The following is a 12548-nucleotide window of genomic DNA, read 5'->3' as shown; positions in this document are numbered from 1 at the left end:
AAGCGGATGAGAGACACGATTTTTTGCGTATTCAGCGTCCTCACGACCCTTGTCCTCGCCATTATCTCTCTGCGCTACGTCAAAGATTTCTATCTGCTTTCCTTCTTTTACAGCTTCCAACTCCACCTGGCGGTGGCCGCAGCGGTCGCTTCCGTCGCGGCCTTTCTCGTCAAACGGCATTGGTACGCGGTTCTGACGCTCGGCGTGTCGGTGATGCTTGCCGTCCATGGTGTCGTGATGGCGCGTGAATTCGTAGAACCCGCCATCAACGAGGGGCGCCCTGTTCTCTTCCGGCTTATGTCCTTCAACATCGAGAATGATAATTTCGCAAACGGCCGTGATATCGCCGAGATGGTCATCGCCTCTGGCGCCGATGTCGTCAACATCCTCGAGGCCGAGCCGCTGCTGTCCGAACTGCCGCGGCTCTTGCAGACCTATCCTTATTACGTCGGCTGCGGCATCGGCATGGAGCAATGCGATACGCTCGTCTTGTCGAAGCGCCCTCTCATCGAGCCCCACATCCGTAACCTCGGGCTCCTCTGGCGCAACCGGCTGACGATCTCGACGATCGATTTCGACGGCCGGAAGGTCAATTTCCTCGCCGCGCACCTGACCAAGCCCTATTACGATGAATTCCACGGCCTTGAAATCGAAGATCTCGTCGAGCTTATCCCTTCGCTGACGGGACCGCTCGTGCTTGCCGGCGACTTCAACACCTCGATTCTGGCTCCTGACATGCAGTATCTCATGCGCAGCCAGGGCTTGGGTACGGTGTCGCTGGAACCAGCGACGTGGCCGATCATCGCCGGCCCCTTCGGTATTGCGATCGATCACGTTTTCAGCAAAGCGCCCCTGCGGCTGAAATCGGTCCGCCGCATCGCGAACAGCTTCGGATCAAACCATTTTGGCCTGATGGCGGATTTCGCCATCGATCCTTGAGGCCTGGCCTCCGTCTGACGCGAGGAAGCCGCCGGACTGGCGTGCCCAGAGTTCGGCGTAGAGCCCGCCACGGCGAAGCAGCTCGTCGTGGCTACCCTCCTCGATGATCCGACCAAGATCGACAACGATCAGCCGGTCGAGGGCGGCGATCGTCGACAGCCGGTGGGCGATTGCAAGCACCGTCTTGCCCTCCATGATCCGGTGGAGATTGGACTGGATCGCTTCCTCCACTTCCGAATCGAGCGCCGACGTCGCTTCGTCGAGCACGAGGATCGGGGCGTCCTTCAGCATGACCCTGGCAATGGCGATGCGCTGCCGCTGGCCGCCCGACAATTTGACGCCGCGTTCTCCGACATGCGCGTCGAAGCCTCTACGGCCCTGCTGATCCTGCAGGCGCGAGATGAAGTCGATGGCTTCGGCGCGCCTGGCCGCCTCGACCAGCCGCTCCTCGCCGGCATCCGGCCGTCCGAACAGGATATTGTCGCGCACCGAACGATGCAGCAGCGACGTGTCCTGGCTGACGACGCCGATCTGCATCCTGAGCGATTCCTGGCTCACGGCCGATATATCCTGGCCGTCAACGAGGATGCGCCCCTCCTGGAGGTCATAGAGACGCAGCAGCAGGTTCATCAACGTCGATTTTCCCGCGCCCGAACGGCCAACGATCCCGACCTTTTCGCGCGGCCGGATGGTCAGGGAGAAATTCTCGACAATCGGCTGCTGGCCTTTGCCGTAGCGGAAGGAAACATTGTCGAAACGGATGCCTGGCTGCCGGATCGCCAGGCTCTTTGCATCGGGCCGATCGACAAGCCCGAGCGGCTGCGAGATCAGTTCCGCGGCGTTCTGGATGGTGCCGAGATTGCGCATGATCCCGTTGAATTGCGTCATCAGCCGCCCGAGCAGGAAATTCAGCCGGAGCACCAATGCAAGCGAGAATGCCACCGCGCCCGAGCTGATGAGGCCGCGCAGCCAGAGATCGACGCTCAATCCCGCCATCGTTACGATCATCAGGCCGGAGAGCAGCGCCATCGAGGCCCTCACACCGGTGATGAACCGCGTGAAGCGCAGCACCGTGTCCTGGTAGATGTCGAAGCCCTGCCGCATGTAGCGATCGCTCTCCTCGTCGCGTGCAAACAGCTTCAGTGTCTGCATGTTGCTGTAGGAATCGACCATCCTGCCGTTCAGCATCGATCCGGCTTCCGCGGTTTCGCGGGAGTGATAACGGATGCGCGGGACGAAATGGCGAGCGAGCAGGCTGAAAGCGGCGAGCCAGAACAGCACGACGGCTGCGAGCGAAAAATCCAGCCGGGCGACGAGCGCGATCGTGGTTGCGGCATAGATGCCGACAAACCACACGCTTTCCATCAGCGAAGTGACGAGATCGCCGGTCGCCTGCCCTGCCGACCAGACCTTGGTGACAATACGTCCGGAGAAATCGCTCTGAAAGAACGACAATGACTGTCGGGAGACATGGAGATAAGATTGCCAGCGTGCTAGATTATAGAAGCCGGGCGTGATCACCTGCTGGTCGACGAGCGCGATCAAGAAGGCGACGACGAAGCGCGCGACGCCGATGAGAGCGAGCATGCCGAACAGCTCGCCGCCATGGGCCGCGAGAAGGCCGCTCCAGCCGGCGCCGGGCGTGGTGCTGGCGAGAATATCGACCAGACGCCCAACGAACCAGAAGAGTGCGGCCTCGATTGCCGCCGACATGCCGCCGAGAATGAGCATGGCGATGAACGGCATCTTCGCCTGGCCGATGTAGAACCAGATGAATCCGAGAGTAGCGCGCGGCGGCTGCAAGTTGTCGCGTGGGCGGAAAGGATCGATCCAGGTTTCGAACAGGCGGAAGACGGGTCGCAGAAACATGGAAGCGATATAGGCGGATTGAGGGGAGCGGCAAAGGGAATGATAAGCGGACGCAACCTTATATTTTGGTAATCAACGATAACATCGGCGGCATCGCCATTGACTGCCCCCGAACCCGTCACAATCTGACGATAGGATCGCGCTTCACCGGAGAGAAGGCTCATGGAAACGAAAATGCTCGATGCGCATATTCCGCTTCCGCTTGCAGAAAGGTTGGATGCCCTGGCTCTCGACCTGGCGCTGCCGCGCGACGTGATCGTCACCGATGCCATCGCCGCCTGGCTCGACAGCGAGGAGCGCCGCCGCATCGTGACGCTGCGCACGATCGCAGCCGCCAACACCATCATCGTCGTCGAACATGACCGCGTGATCGACTGGGCCGACAGTCTTTAAAGATTGGGCCGACAGGACCGGCGCCGGTCCTGGACATTCATCTGGCGAGCACAGATCTTAGTCATAAATGGCAAGCCCTTCCCGACTACGCCGAGAGGGCCGATTTTATTCCGCAGCCTCTTCCGCCTCTTCGGCGTGATCAGAGAGAAAGCCGCCGGACTGGCGGTTCCAGAGGTCGGCGTAGATGCCGCCGCTTCCGATCAGTTCGGCGTGCGAACCGGCCTCGATGATCCGGCCCCTGTCGAGCACGATCAACCGGTCCATCTCCGTCAGCGTCGAAAGCCGGTGGGCGATCGCGATCACCGTCTTGCCTTCCATCAGAGCGAAGAGGTTTTCCTGGATCGCCGCCTCGACCTCCGAATCGAGCGCCGATGTCGCCTCATCGAGCACCAGGATCGGCGCGTCCTTCAGGAACACGCGGGCGATCGCGATACGCTGGCGCTGGCCGCCGGAGAGCTTGACGCCGCGTTCGCCGACCTGCGCGTCGAGCCCCTGGCGGCCCTGCATGTCGACGAGGCCTTCGATGAACTCCCAGGCATTGGCGCGCTTGGCGGCCTCGATCACTTCGGCGTCGCTCGCCTCCGGCCGGCCATAGGCGATGTTGTCGCGGATCGAGCGGTGCAGCAGCGAGGTGTCCTGCGTCACCACGCCGATCAGCGAACGCAGGCTCTCCTGCGAGACGCCCGATATATCCTGCCCGTCGATCGTGATGCGGCCCGCCTCCAGATCGTAGAAACGTAACAGCAGGTTCATCAGCGTCGTCTTGCCGGCGCCGGAGCGACCGACCAGGCCGACTTTCTCGCCGGCCTTGATATCGAGCGAGAGATTGTCGATGACACCCTTGCCCTTGCCATAGTGGAAGCGGATGCGATCGTAATGGATCGCCCCCTTCTTTGCCGTCATCGCGGGCGCATTCGGCTTGTCGATGATGTCGTGCTGCTTGCTCATCATCTCCATGCCGTCGTAGACCGTGCCAATATTCTCGAACAGCGCCGAGACTTCCCACATGATCCACTGCGACATGCCGTTGACGCGCATGGCAAGACCGATGGCGATGGCGATCGCGCCGACGGAGATCGCCCCGTTCAGCCAAAACCAGATCGACATGCCCGAGACGACGAAAAGCGCGAGGCAGTTGTTCACATAAACGCTTATATGAAACAGCGTTACCTTGCGCATCTGCGTGTGCACGGTCTGCAGGAACTCGTCCATGCCCTGCTTGGCATAGATTTCCTCGCGTCCCGCGTGCGAGAACAGCTTGACAGTTGCGATGTTCGTATAGCTGTCGACCACACGGCCCGTCATCATCGAGCGCGCATCCGCCTGCTGGGCCGCGATCTTGCGAAGCCGCGGCACGAAATAAGAGACAATGCTGACATAGACGGCGAGCCAGACGAGGATCGGGATCATCAGTCGCCAATCGGCCGCCGCGATCACGATGATCATCGTCAGGAAATAACTGACGACGTAGACGAAGACGTCGAGGATCTTCATCACAGTTTCGCGCACGGCAAGCGAGGTCTGCATCACCTTGGTAGCGACGCGCCCGGCAAACTCGTTGGCGAAAAACGACATGCTGTGGCGCAGCAGGAAGCGGTGCATCTGCCAGCGCGCCATCATCGGATAATTGCCGAGCAGCATCTGGTGCATGATGAGGGAATCGAGCCCTGCCGCGAGCGGCAAGCCCACAAGCACCAGCGCCCCCATCCAGAACAGCTTGTAGCCTTCCGTCTGCAGGAAGGTTGAACGATCGGAATTGGTCAGCCAGTCGACGATATCGCCGAGGAACTGGAAGAGCGCCACTTCGCCGATGGCGATCAGCGAAGTCAGCACCGCCATCAGGCCGAGCCAGGGCGCCGCCGGCTTGCTGTAATGCCAGCAGAAGGCAAAGAGGCCTTTCGGAGGAGCCACGAGCTCCTCGCTCGGAAAGGGATTGAGTCGCTGTTCGAACCAGCCAAACATGAAATTGCTCCGAAACACCAGCGTTCCGGCTCCCGGCTTCGCGCCATCTCAGCGCCATGCAAGCACATATGGGAACCGGACGTTCAAGGGGCGAGGCTGAAACAGCCGCGCGATGGATCAAAAGGGAAGTTTTAGAAAGAAGCCCGCTCTAGCGGCGCCATGTCGCCTTGACCGGCATCACGGCGGGAAAGCGCATAATGAGCAAAATATTCATGTGGCCCTCCCTGCTGGCGTTCGAAGAGGTGCATGCATAACGCGAAAACCGCGAAATTTCTAGGCCTTTACGGATCTACATTGAACGTTTTCGGGCCAAACCGCGCCCTGTTGCGCCGAAATCACAGTTGTATTAGGCCTCCCGCATCGAAAAGAATAGGCGGCGCCTGAATGACAGACCTCAGACTGGCACTCTACCAGCCGGACATCCCCGGCAATACCGGCACGATCCTGCGCCTTGCCGCGTGCCTCGGTTTCGCCGTCGATTTGATCGAGCCCGCTGGCTTCGACGTCTCCGACCGCAACCTGAAACGGTCGGGAATGGATTATATCGCCGCCGCCGCGCTGACCCGCCATGTCAGCTGGGACCGCTTCGAGGCCTGGCGCGCCACGGCCGGCCGCCGCCTGATCCTCGCCTCCACCAAGGCTGCGGATCGCTATACCGACTTCGCCTTCCATTCTGATGACATCCTGCTTTTCGGGCGCGAAAGCGCCGGCGTGCCGGACCACGTTCATGAGAGAGCCGACGCCAGGATCTTGATCCCGATGGTAGATGGCCAGCGCTCACTCAACGTCGCGGTCGCGTCAGCCATGATAGTCGGTGAGGCGATGCGCCAGACCCTGTGGGCTTGATTGGCCCCGCCTAGAAGCGATTGCCGATTAGACCGGCGAGTGTCGGAAATCGACATTGCCAATCGGTCAAACCGGCGTATATTTATTAGCCGGAAAACCAAAAATCTCGCGCGATCTTCGGAATTTCAATGGCTTGTGGAGAACCGCCCCAGGCCACCGCCCCTCCAGGCTAAAAGAAAGCAGAATAAAACAAGAAAATGGATTCCACGATCATCATGATCAACCTGTTCGGAGCCGTGGCACTGCTGCTGTTCGGCCTCGCGCAAGTGAAGGACGGGGTGTCCAGAGCCTTCGGCGCCCGGCTGAGAACGGGGTTGGCGAGCGGCACGCGGGGCAGCGCTCGCTCATTCTTGTCGGGTCTCGTGGCGACCGTCGCGTTGCAGAGCTCGACCGCAACGGCGCTGATGACCGCCTCCTTCGTCGAACGTGATCTCATCAAGCCGCGCATGGCGCAGATTGTCCTCCTCGGCGCCAATGTCGGCACTGCGATCACCGCCTGGATCGTCGCCACCGGCATCGAATGGCTCTCACCTTTACTTATCCTCGCTGGTATCGTGCTTTGCCGCGGCCCTTCCAACACCAGCAAGGGCGGCGGGATAGCGCTTGTCGGGGTCGGGCTGATGCTGCTCTCGCTGCATCTCCTTAGCCTTGCGACGGAGCCGATGCGTGACTCTCCCGCCCTAGCTGCCTTCATCAGCCTGCTGGGCGGCGCCCTGCCCGTGGCGCTCCTCTTCTCGGCAGCGCTCGCGTTCGTCTCTTCGTCAAGCCTCGCGGTCGTAGTACTCATCCTATCGATCGCGTCGACCGGGCTCATCTCCGCAGAACTCGTCATTGTGTTGGTACTTGGCGCCAATCTCGGCGGCGCAATACCGCCTGTTGTTGCGACATTGTCCGGGCCGGTCTCGGCACGACGCGTCACCCTCGGCAATCTCGCCGTTCGCACGCTCGGCTGTTTCATCGTCCTGCCGCTGGTGGGCTATGGTGCCGAACTTATCCGAATGCTGCCTTTCGGCCCGGCGAAGCTGCCGGTTGACGCTCATCTGGCTTTCAATCTTCTGCTTGCCGCGCTCGCCTGGCCATTCTCACGATCGATCGCCGTATTGATGGCTCGGCTAGTGCCAGATCAGCCTGAGCCTGAGGACGCTCCGAAATATCTTGACGCGCAGGAACTTTCGACGCCGGTCATTGCCCTTGCCAGCGCCACTCGGGAAGTGCTCGGCATAGGAGATCTCATCGAGCGCATGCTGATGCGGGTTTCCGACGCCTTCGAACGCAACGACGCATCCAAGCTTGCCGAGATTGCAGCCCTCGAAGAACGTGTGGACCGGCTGCAGCAGGCGGTGAAGGTCTACCTCTCGAAGCTCGGCCGCGAAGGCCTCAGCGACGAAAACGGCCGCCGCACCATCGTCGTCATCGACTATGCCATCAATCTCGAACATATGGGCGACATCATCGAGAAGGGTCTGGCGGAACAAGTGACAAAGAAGATTTCCCTCGGGCTCAGATTTTCCGAAGACGGCCACCAGGAACTGCGCAAGCTGTTCGATCTTACAATCGATAACTTGCGCGTCGCCCAGACAATTTTCGTCACCCGCGATTTCAATCTCGCGCGCCAAATGATGGAAACGAAAGTCGAGGTCCGCCGCATGGAGAAGCAGTCGGCCGAACACCATCTCGAACGTCTGCGTGACGGACGTGCCGACAGCCTTCAGACAAGCTCGCTGCATCTCGACATGCTGCGCGATTTGAAGCGCATCAACGCCCACATCGTCTCGGTTGCGCACCCGATCATGGATGAAAGCGGATTGCTGATTGAAAGCCGCGTGCGGACTGCCGCGGAATAACGGTCAGTCGGCCGAAGGCAGGCGGCGCATGGTGAATTCGATCCGGTCGCCGTCGAGCTGGCGCCAGCTCTCCACTTCGGTCCAATAGGCTGCTTTTGGGTACTCGTCGAACCATTCGCGTGCCTTTGCGCGTGCGTCGATGAGGCCGAGACAATATGTCTCGCGTACAAAATGGTCTTTCCGGCGGGAAGGATTTTCCGCCCGGTGTTTCGCCATTCTGCGCTTCAGGCCGTCGAAGGACGGAGGTCCTGGAATTTTTGCCATCAAACCTACCTCTTCGGAAAAGGTAGTACCGAAATACTTGATTTGCGAGTCGAATCTTGACTGCGCTGGCCTGACTCACCTCGGCTTGGCGAGGGGCGCCGCCACCTGCTAGATGTGGCGAACAACGAGGAATGAGCGAGTCGTGTCCTTACAGGATGCCGGCCGCGGAGGCGTGACATGGAAAGACCGGAACTGCCGATCGGCTTGCCTGACGATATCGAGGAAAAGAAGGCGGCCGCCCGCCGGTGGTTCGAGGGGCTGCGCGATACGATCTGCGCCTCCTTCGAAGCCCTCGAAGACGAGTTGCAAGGTCCGCTTTCCGATCAGGAGCCCGGCCGCTTCGTGACCAAGGATTGGTCGCGTGAAAACGGCGCTGGCGGCGGTGGCCGCATGTCGATGATGGAAGGCCGCGTCTTCGAGAAGGTCGGGGTCCACACCTCCACCGTCCACGGCGAATTCTCCCAGGACTTTCGCGCTCAGATACCTGGCGCCAAGGACGATCCGCGTTTCTGGGCGTCGGGCATCTCGCTGATTGCCCATCCAGTGAACCCAAACGTTCCAGCCGTGCATATGAACACCCGCATGGTAGTCACGACTAGCCGCTGGTTCGGCGGCGGCGCCGACCTGACGCCGGTGCTGTCGCGCCGCCGCACGCAGGATGACGAGGACAGCCAGCTCTTTCACAAGGCCATGGAGATCGCCTGCCGCAATCACGCCGTCGCCGACTACGACGCCTACAAGGCCTGGTGCGACGAATATTTCTTCCTGAAGCACCGCAACGAGCCCCGCGGCATCGGCGGCATCTTCTATGATTGGCTGCATTCGAGCGAGGACGCCGGCGGCTGGGACGCGGATTTCGCATTCACGCGCGATGTCGGCAGGGCTTTCGCCATGGTCTATCCGAAGATCGTCCGTTCCAACTTCAACAAGCTGTGGACCGAAGCCGACCGCGACGAACAATTGATCCGCCGGGGCCGCTATGTCGAATTCAACCTACTTTATGATCGCGGCACGATCTTCGGGCTGAAGACGGGCGGCAATGTCGAATCCATTCTCTCATCGCTGCCTCCGGTCGTTCGCTGGCCGTGAGACTGTAAAATCTCATCGATAATTCGACTGAGGGACCTTCATAAAAATTCAGTGAGTCCTAACTTTATGTGTACGTGCGTAACAATCGGAGGAGGATTGTCATGACGACACAAAGCGGCTCGCCTGCGTCCACGGATGTGCAGGAAACGCTCCGTGCGGTCGACACACCGGAGTTCCTAATCCGTATTGCCGAGAAACTGCGGGCCAAGAGTGGCTCCGATCTGCCCCTGTGCTGCTTCATCGAGCAGGTCAAGCTGCAGCTGGCCGGCGGAAAGACGCCGGAGGATCTGCAGAATGAGGCGGCCAACAACAACCTGCCCGGCCACCTCTCGGAAACCTACAAAGCCTGGGCGATGCCCGATTGAACCACCCTCTCCGGTCGCCACCTCCTGCCGGCCGGAACCTTCTCTTCGCACGTACATTTCATCAATCGCGTGAAAGCGCGATGGCCGTTGCGTTTCAGACAGAGGAGAAAACCATGCGACTTTTCGAATGCGGCACCCTCGTTCCCGGCTGCGCCTGGCACACCCGGGCGGATAATGACGCAGAAGTGGTTCGCCGTGCAGTGGAGCACCTGAGGGCTGCTCACGGCGAAACGACCATACGCGAGAACATGGTTGATAATATCAAGGCTCGCATCCGCGACGAAGCCACCGCCGCCTGAGAGCCGGTGCCTGGGTCCTGATGCTGACGGACTACGGCAGCGCTGCATCACCGAAGCGACGCCGTATCGCTATCGCGCATGTTCCTTCAGCCGGGCGAGCAGCGCCGCCCGGTCGGAGGCGAAGTTTTCCTCCACCCACTGATTTTCCAGCACCGCTAGCAACTCGCCAACGCGAGGACCGGATGCGATGCCCGCCGCAATCACATCGCCGCCATTCACCGGAAACTGCGGTTTCTTCCAGGTCGTGGCCTTATCCAGGAGCTTGCCGAGTCGCGCCGAGCGTGCCATTTCGCCAAGATCGACCTCAGCCTTGCCGCGCGAAACGCCAAGCGCCAGCTTCAGCCGCATCACGATGCCGTCGGGACCGTTGCGGTAAAGCAGCCGTTCGAAGGCGGCCGGCGAGAGCTCGTCGTTGACCGGCGCCTCTATTGCCCAGGCCTTGAGAGCGGCCGCTTCCGCATTGGAGAGTTTCAGCCGGGCCGCAAGCGCCTCCAGCCGAACCGCATCGGGCGGCACAATTGCCGCAAGGCGCAGCAGCGGGTCGGGCGCCCAGCCGAGCGCCTTTTCAGTAGCGACCAGAGAAGGGATGGCATCGATCCCCCAACGTTCCGATTCCGGCAGAATTTCCGTCAACACCGCCACTTGCCGCATCCAGAGAAGCGCCCGGCCTGGATCGGCGGCGCCGAGCAGTTTTCTGAGCTCCGACCAGACGCGTTCGGCCGACAGTGTCTTCAGTTTCGCACGCGCCGCCGCACAGGCCTTCAGACCCTCGGCGTCCGGCCGCCCGGAGCCGTAATAGGCAAAAAAGCGGAAGAAGCGAAGAATGCGCAGGTGGTCCTCGGCAATTCGCCTGGCGGCATCGCCGATGAAGCGGATGTTGCGCCTTTCGATATCGGCAAGTCCGCCGACGAGATCCACCACCTCGCCGTTGGCGTCGGCATAAAGCGCGTTGATTGTCAGGTCCCGCCGTTCGGCATCGGCCTTCCAATCGGTGCTGAAGGCGACCTTGGCGCGGCGCCCGTCGGTCTCGACGTCCGTACGCAGCGTCGTCACCTCGAAAGGCTTGCCATCGACGACGAGCGTCACCGTGCCATGCTGCAGGCCGGTCGGAACCGCCTTGACGCCGGCCGCTGCCGCCCGCTCCATCACGATCTCCGGTGTCAGCGTCGTGGCAATGTCGATATCGCTGACCGGTAGGCCCATCAGACTGTTGCGCACCGCGCCGCCGACCACACGCCCTTCCCCGCCGTCGTCATTGAGAAGCGCGAGGATCCGGCCGAGCGCCGGGTCGCGGAACCATGCTTGGTCGGCAATGCCGGTCATGCATAAAGCCTTTCGTAGAGTGTACGGACGATGCCTGCGGTGATGCCCCAGATCATCCTGGTTTCATAGGGCATGCGATAGAAATGCCGATCGATGCCGTCGATGACCCGCCTGTCGCGGCCATGATTGATCGGGTTCATCAGGAAGGAAAGCGGCACCTCGAAAACGTCATCGACCTCGGCCGGATTCAGCGTCAGCGCGAAACCACGCTTGACGACACCGAGCACGGGCGTGATGCGGAAACCGGTCGAGGCGAGGTAGTTCGGCAGCCGCCCGACGGTTTCCACGAAGGAGCCGAAAAGGCCGATCTCCTCCTCCGTCTCGCGGATCGCCGCCATTTCGGGCGAGATATCGGCCGGATCAATCGAACCGCCGGGAAAGGCGATCTGGCCGGAATGCTTGCGCAGCGTCGTCGTGCGCTTGGTGAAGATTACACGCGCTTCCTCGCCGTCGTCGACGACAGGCACGAGCACCGCGGCATCCCGCAGCTTGAAGGTCGCCACCTCAGCCACGATGTCCGGATTGAGGACATGGTCGCCATGATCGCGCCAGGCATGGTCCACCGGCCCGCCATTTTGGTTAAGCGCACGGCGGCGGAATTCGGCTGCTGAGAACAGCGGATAACGTTGGGTGATCGCATCGTTCATCGGCTGAGCGCATCCAATTCATCGGCCGGCATGACGGGGAAGACCTCGCCGGCGGAGCGGATCGCAAACATCGGCTGCCCCTCCACGTCGAGGATCTCGCCGAGCGCGACCAGTTCATACATCACCGCACGCGACACCAGCGCCTCCAGCCGCCCGCGCACATGCAGATAGGGTTTCAGTTCGGCATTATCGCCCGCAGTCGCAAAGCGCAGCCGGTGCTCTCCTCCCGCCTCCACGACATCGCCGACATTGGTGCGGAATGTCAGCACCTGGCGACCCTTGCGCACCGTTACGCTCATCTCAACGGCGATGAACGGAGCGTCGACGACCCTTATCCCGACCTTTTCCACAGGAGTCACGAGATAGGTCTTTTGATCCTCATCCCTCCGCAAGACGGTCGAAAACAGCCGCACCAGTGCCGGCCGGCCGATCGGCGTACCCATGTAGAACCAGGTGCCGTCGGCCCTGATCTCCATGTCAATATCGCCGCAGAACGGCGGATTCCATTGCTCGACGGGCGGCAGGCCGCGTTTTTTTCCGTTGTTTTCGGCAGACGCGCGCGAAATCAGCGCGGCAAGCCCCGCCGCATCCGCCTGTCTGCTGATTTCCTCGGCTGCCATTCTTCCGTCCCGGTTTGTCCTTAACGAAGTGAAGTCACGAGATAGTCATTTACAGCGAACTTGTCAGCCCGTCGCATCTCCATAACTC

At 61.1% G+C, this 12548-nt stretch carries 13 protein-coding genes; 7 read left to right on the top strand and 6 right to left on the bottom strand.

Annotation, left to right across the window (positions count from 1 at the left end; translation table 11 throughout):
* The first annotated feature begins 6 nt into the window (after window positions 1-6).
* Window positions 7-939 (top strand): endonuclease/exonuclease/phosphatase family protein, encoded by a 933-nt coding sequence (locus FFR93_RS09385; RefSeq protein WP_138393044.1) that lies wholly within the window; start codon window positions 7-9, stop codon window positions 937-939.
* Here FFR93_RS09385 and FFR93_RS09380 read toward each other — a convergent pair.
* On the bottom strand, window positions 895-2808 hold the full coding sequence (locus tag FFR93_RS09380; RefSeq protein WP_138393043.1) for an ABC transporter ATP-binding protein: 1914 nt from the start codon (window positions 2806-2808) through the stop codon (window positions 895-897). The genes FFR93_RS09385 and FFR93_RS09380 overlap by 45 nt on opposite strands.
* Before the next feature lie 162 nt (window positions 2809-2970).
* On the opposite strand from FFR93_RS09380, the gene FFR93_RS09375 reads away from it, so the two are divergent.
* Window positions 2971-3201 carry a hypothetical protein gene (locus tag FFR93_RS09375; protein ID WP_064705755.1) on the top strand — a complete coding sequence of 77 codons (231 nt, stop codon included), beginning with the start codon at window positions 2971-2973 and terminating at the stop codon, window positions 3199-3201.
* 105 nt (window positions 3202-3306) lie between these two features.
* Here FFR93_RS09375 and FFR93_RS09370 read toward each other — a convergent pair whose 3' ends face one another.
* Window positions 3307-5163 carry an ABC transporter ATP-binding protein gene (locus FFR93_RS09370; protein WP_138393042.1) on the bottom strand — a complete coding sequence of 619 codons (1857 nt, stop codon included), beginning with the start codon at window positions 5161-5163 and terminating at the stop codon, window positions 3307-3309.
* Window positions 5164-5547: 384 nt separating this feature from the next.
* Here FFR93_RS09370 and FFR93_RS09360 point away from each other — a divergent pair, with 384 nt between their 5' ends.
* Both FFR93_RS09360 and FFR93_RS09355 read left to right on the top strand, forming a co-directional pair.
* Window positions 5548-6009: a tRNA (cytidine(34)-2'-O)-methyltransferase gene (locus FFR93_RS09360; RefSeq protein ID WP_064705757.1), complete on the top strand. Its 462-nt coding sequence runs from the start codon at window positions 5548-5550 to the stop codon at window positions 6007-6009.
* A 197-nt stretch (window positions 6010-6206) separates the two neighbouring features.
* Window positions 6207-7853, top strand: a complete 1647-nt coding sequence (locus FFR93_RS09355) for a Na/Pi cotransporter family protein (protein WP_138393041.1) — start codon at window positions 6207-6209, stop codon at window positions 7851-7853.
* Window positions 7854-7856: 3 nt separating this feature from the next.
* Here FFR93_RS09355 and FFR93_RS09350 read toward each other — a convergent pair whose 3' ends face one another.
* Window positions 7857-8117 (bottom strand): hypothetical protein, encoded by a 261-nt coding sequence (locus FFR93_RS09350; RefSeq protein ID WP_138393040.1) that lies wholly within the window; start codon window positions 8115-8117, stop codon window positions 7857-7859.
* 177 nt (window positions 8118-8294) lie between these two features.
* Between FFR93_RS09350 and hemF the strand changes: the two genes are divergently transcribed.
* From hemF to FFR93_RS09335, 3 genes are all read left to right on the top strand, one after another.
* Window positions 8295-9206, top strand: coding sequence for an oxygen-dependent coproporphyrinogen oxidase (gene hemF, locus FFR93_RS09345; protein WP_138393039.1), 912 nt, complete (start codon window positions 8295-8297; stop codon window positions 9204-9206).
* A 101-nt stretch (window positions 9207-9307) separates the two neighbouring features.
* Entirely contained in the window at window positions 9308-9571 is a 264-nt protein-coding gene (locus FFR93_RS09340) for a hypothetical protein (protein WP_064705761.1), read from the top strand.
* 113 nt (window positions 9572-9684) lie between these two features.
* Entirely contained in the window at window positions 9685-9870 is a 186-nt protein-coding gene (locus tag FFR93_RS09335; RefSeq protein WP_138393038.1) for a DUF1059 domain-containing protein, read from the top strand.
* A gap of 69 nt (window positions 9871-9939) precedes the next feature.
* On the opposite strand, the gene FFR93_RS09330 is transcribed toward FFR93_RS09335, so the two are convergent.
* From FFR93_RS09330 to FFR93_RS09320, 3 genes are read right to left on the bottom strand one after another with little or no spacing between them, the layout of a single operon-like run.
* Window positions 9940-11193, bottom strand: coding sequence for a CCA tRNA nucleotidyltransferase (locus FFR93_RS09330; protein ID WP_138393037.1), 1254 nt, complete (start codon window positions 11191-11193; stop codon window positions 9940-9942).
* The gene (locus FFR93_RS09325; RefSeq protein WP_138393036.1) at window positions 11190-11840 is read right to left on the bottom strand and encodes a CoA pyrophosphatase; all 651 of its coding nucleotides are present in this window, start codon (window positions 11838-11840) and stop codon (window positions 11190-11192) included. Before FFR93_RS09325 ends, FFR93_RS09330 begins: the two co-directional genes overlap by 4 nt.
* Entirely contained in the window at window positions 11837-12460 is a 624-nt protein-coding gene (locus FFR93_RS09320) for a DUF1285 domain-containing protein (protein ID WP_138393035.1), read from the bottom strand. The genes FFR93_RS09325 and FFR93_RS09320 overlap by 4 nt, the downstream gene beginning before the upstream one ends.
* Between the last annotated feature and the right edge of the window lie 88 nt (window positions 12461-12548).

The organism is Rhizobium sp. MHM7A, from assembly GCF_005862215.1.
GTDB classification, from domain to species: Bacteria; Pseudomonadota; Alphaproteobacteria; order Rhizobiales; family Rhizobiaceae; genus Rhizobium; species Rhizobium bangladeshense.
The sequence above is the reverse complement of the archived record's forward strand: the minus strand, read 5'-3'. Positions and strand labels throughout refer to the sequence as shown.

Bases quoted from the DNA above. Each gene is read 5' to 3' on its own strand.
- FFR93_RS09385 (WP_138393044.1), top strand. From the start codon at position 7: ATGAGAGACACGATTTTTTGCGTATTCAGCGTCCTCACGACCCTTGTC.
- FFR93_RS09380 (WP_138393043.1), bottom strand. From the start codon at position 2,808: ATGTTTCTGCGACCCGTCTTCCGCCTGTTCGAAACCTGGATCGATCCT.
- FFR93_RS09375 (WP_064705755.1), top strand. From the start codon at position 2,971: ATGGAAACGAAAATGCTCGATGCGCATATTCCGCTTCCGCTTGCAGAA.
- FFR93_RS09370 (WP_138393042.1), bottom strand. From the start codon at position 5,163: ATGTTTGGCTGGTTCGAACAGCGACTCAATCCCTTTCCGAGCGAGGAG.
- FFR93_RS09360 (WP_064705757.1), top strand. From the start codon at position 5,548: ATGACAGACCTCAGACTGGCACTCTACCAGCCGGACATCCCCGGCAAT.
- FFR93_RS09355 (WP_138393041.1), top strand. From the start codon at position 6,207: ATGGATTCCACGATCATCATGATCAACCTGTTCGGAGCCGTGGCACTG.
- FFR93_RS09350 (WP_138393040.1), bottom strand. From the start codon at position 8,117: ATGGCAAAAATTCCAGGACCTCCGTCCTTCGACGGCCTGAAGCGCAGA.
- hemF (WP_138393039.1), top strand. From the start codon at position 8,295: ATGGAAAGACCGGAACTGCCGATCGGCTTGCCTGACGATATCGAGGAA.
- FFR93_RS09340 (WP_064705761.1), top strand. From the start codon at position 9,308: ATGACGACACAAAGCGGCTCGCCTGCGTCCACGGATGTGCAGGAAACG.
- FFR93_RS09335 (WP_138393038.1), top strand. From the start codon at position 9,685: ATGCGACTTTTCGAATGCGGCACCCTCGTTCCCGGCTGCGCCTGGCAC.
- FFR93_RS09330 (WP_138393037.1), bottom strand. From the start codon at position 11,193: ATGACCGGCATTGCCGACCAAGCATGGTTCCGCGACCCGGCGCTCGGC.
- FFR93_RS09325 (WP_138393036.1), bottom strand. From the start codon at position 11,840: ATGAACGATGCGATCACCCAACGTTATCCGCTGTTCTCAGCAGCCGAA.
- FFR93_RS09320 (WP_138393035.1), bottom strand. From the start codon at position 12,460: ATGGCAGCCGAGGAAATCAGCAGACAGGCGGATGCGGCGGGGCTTGCC.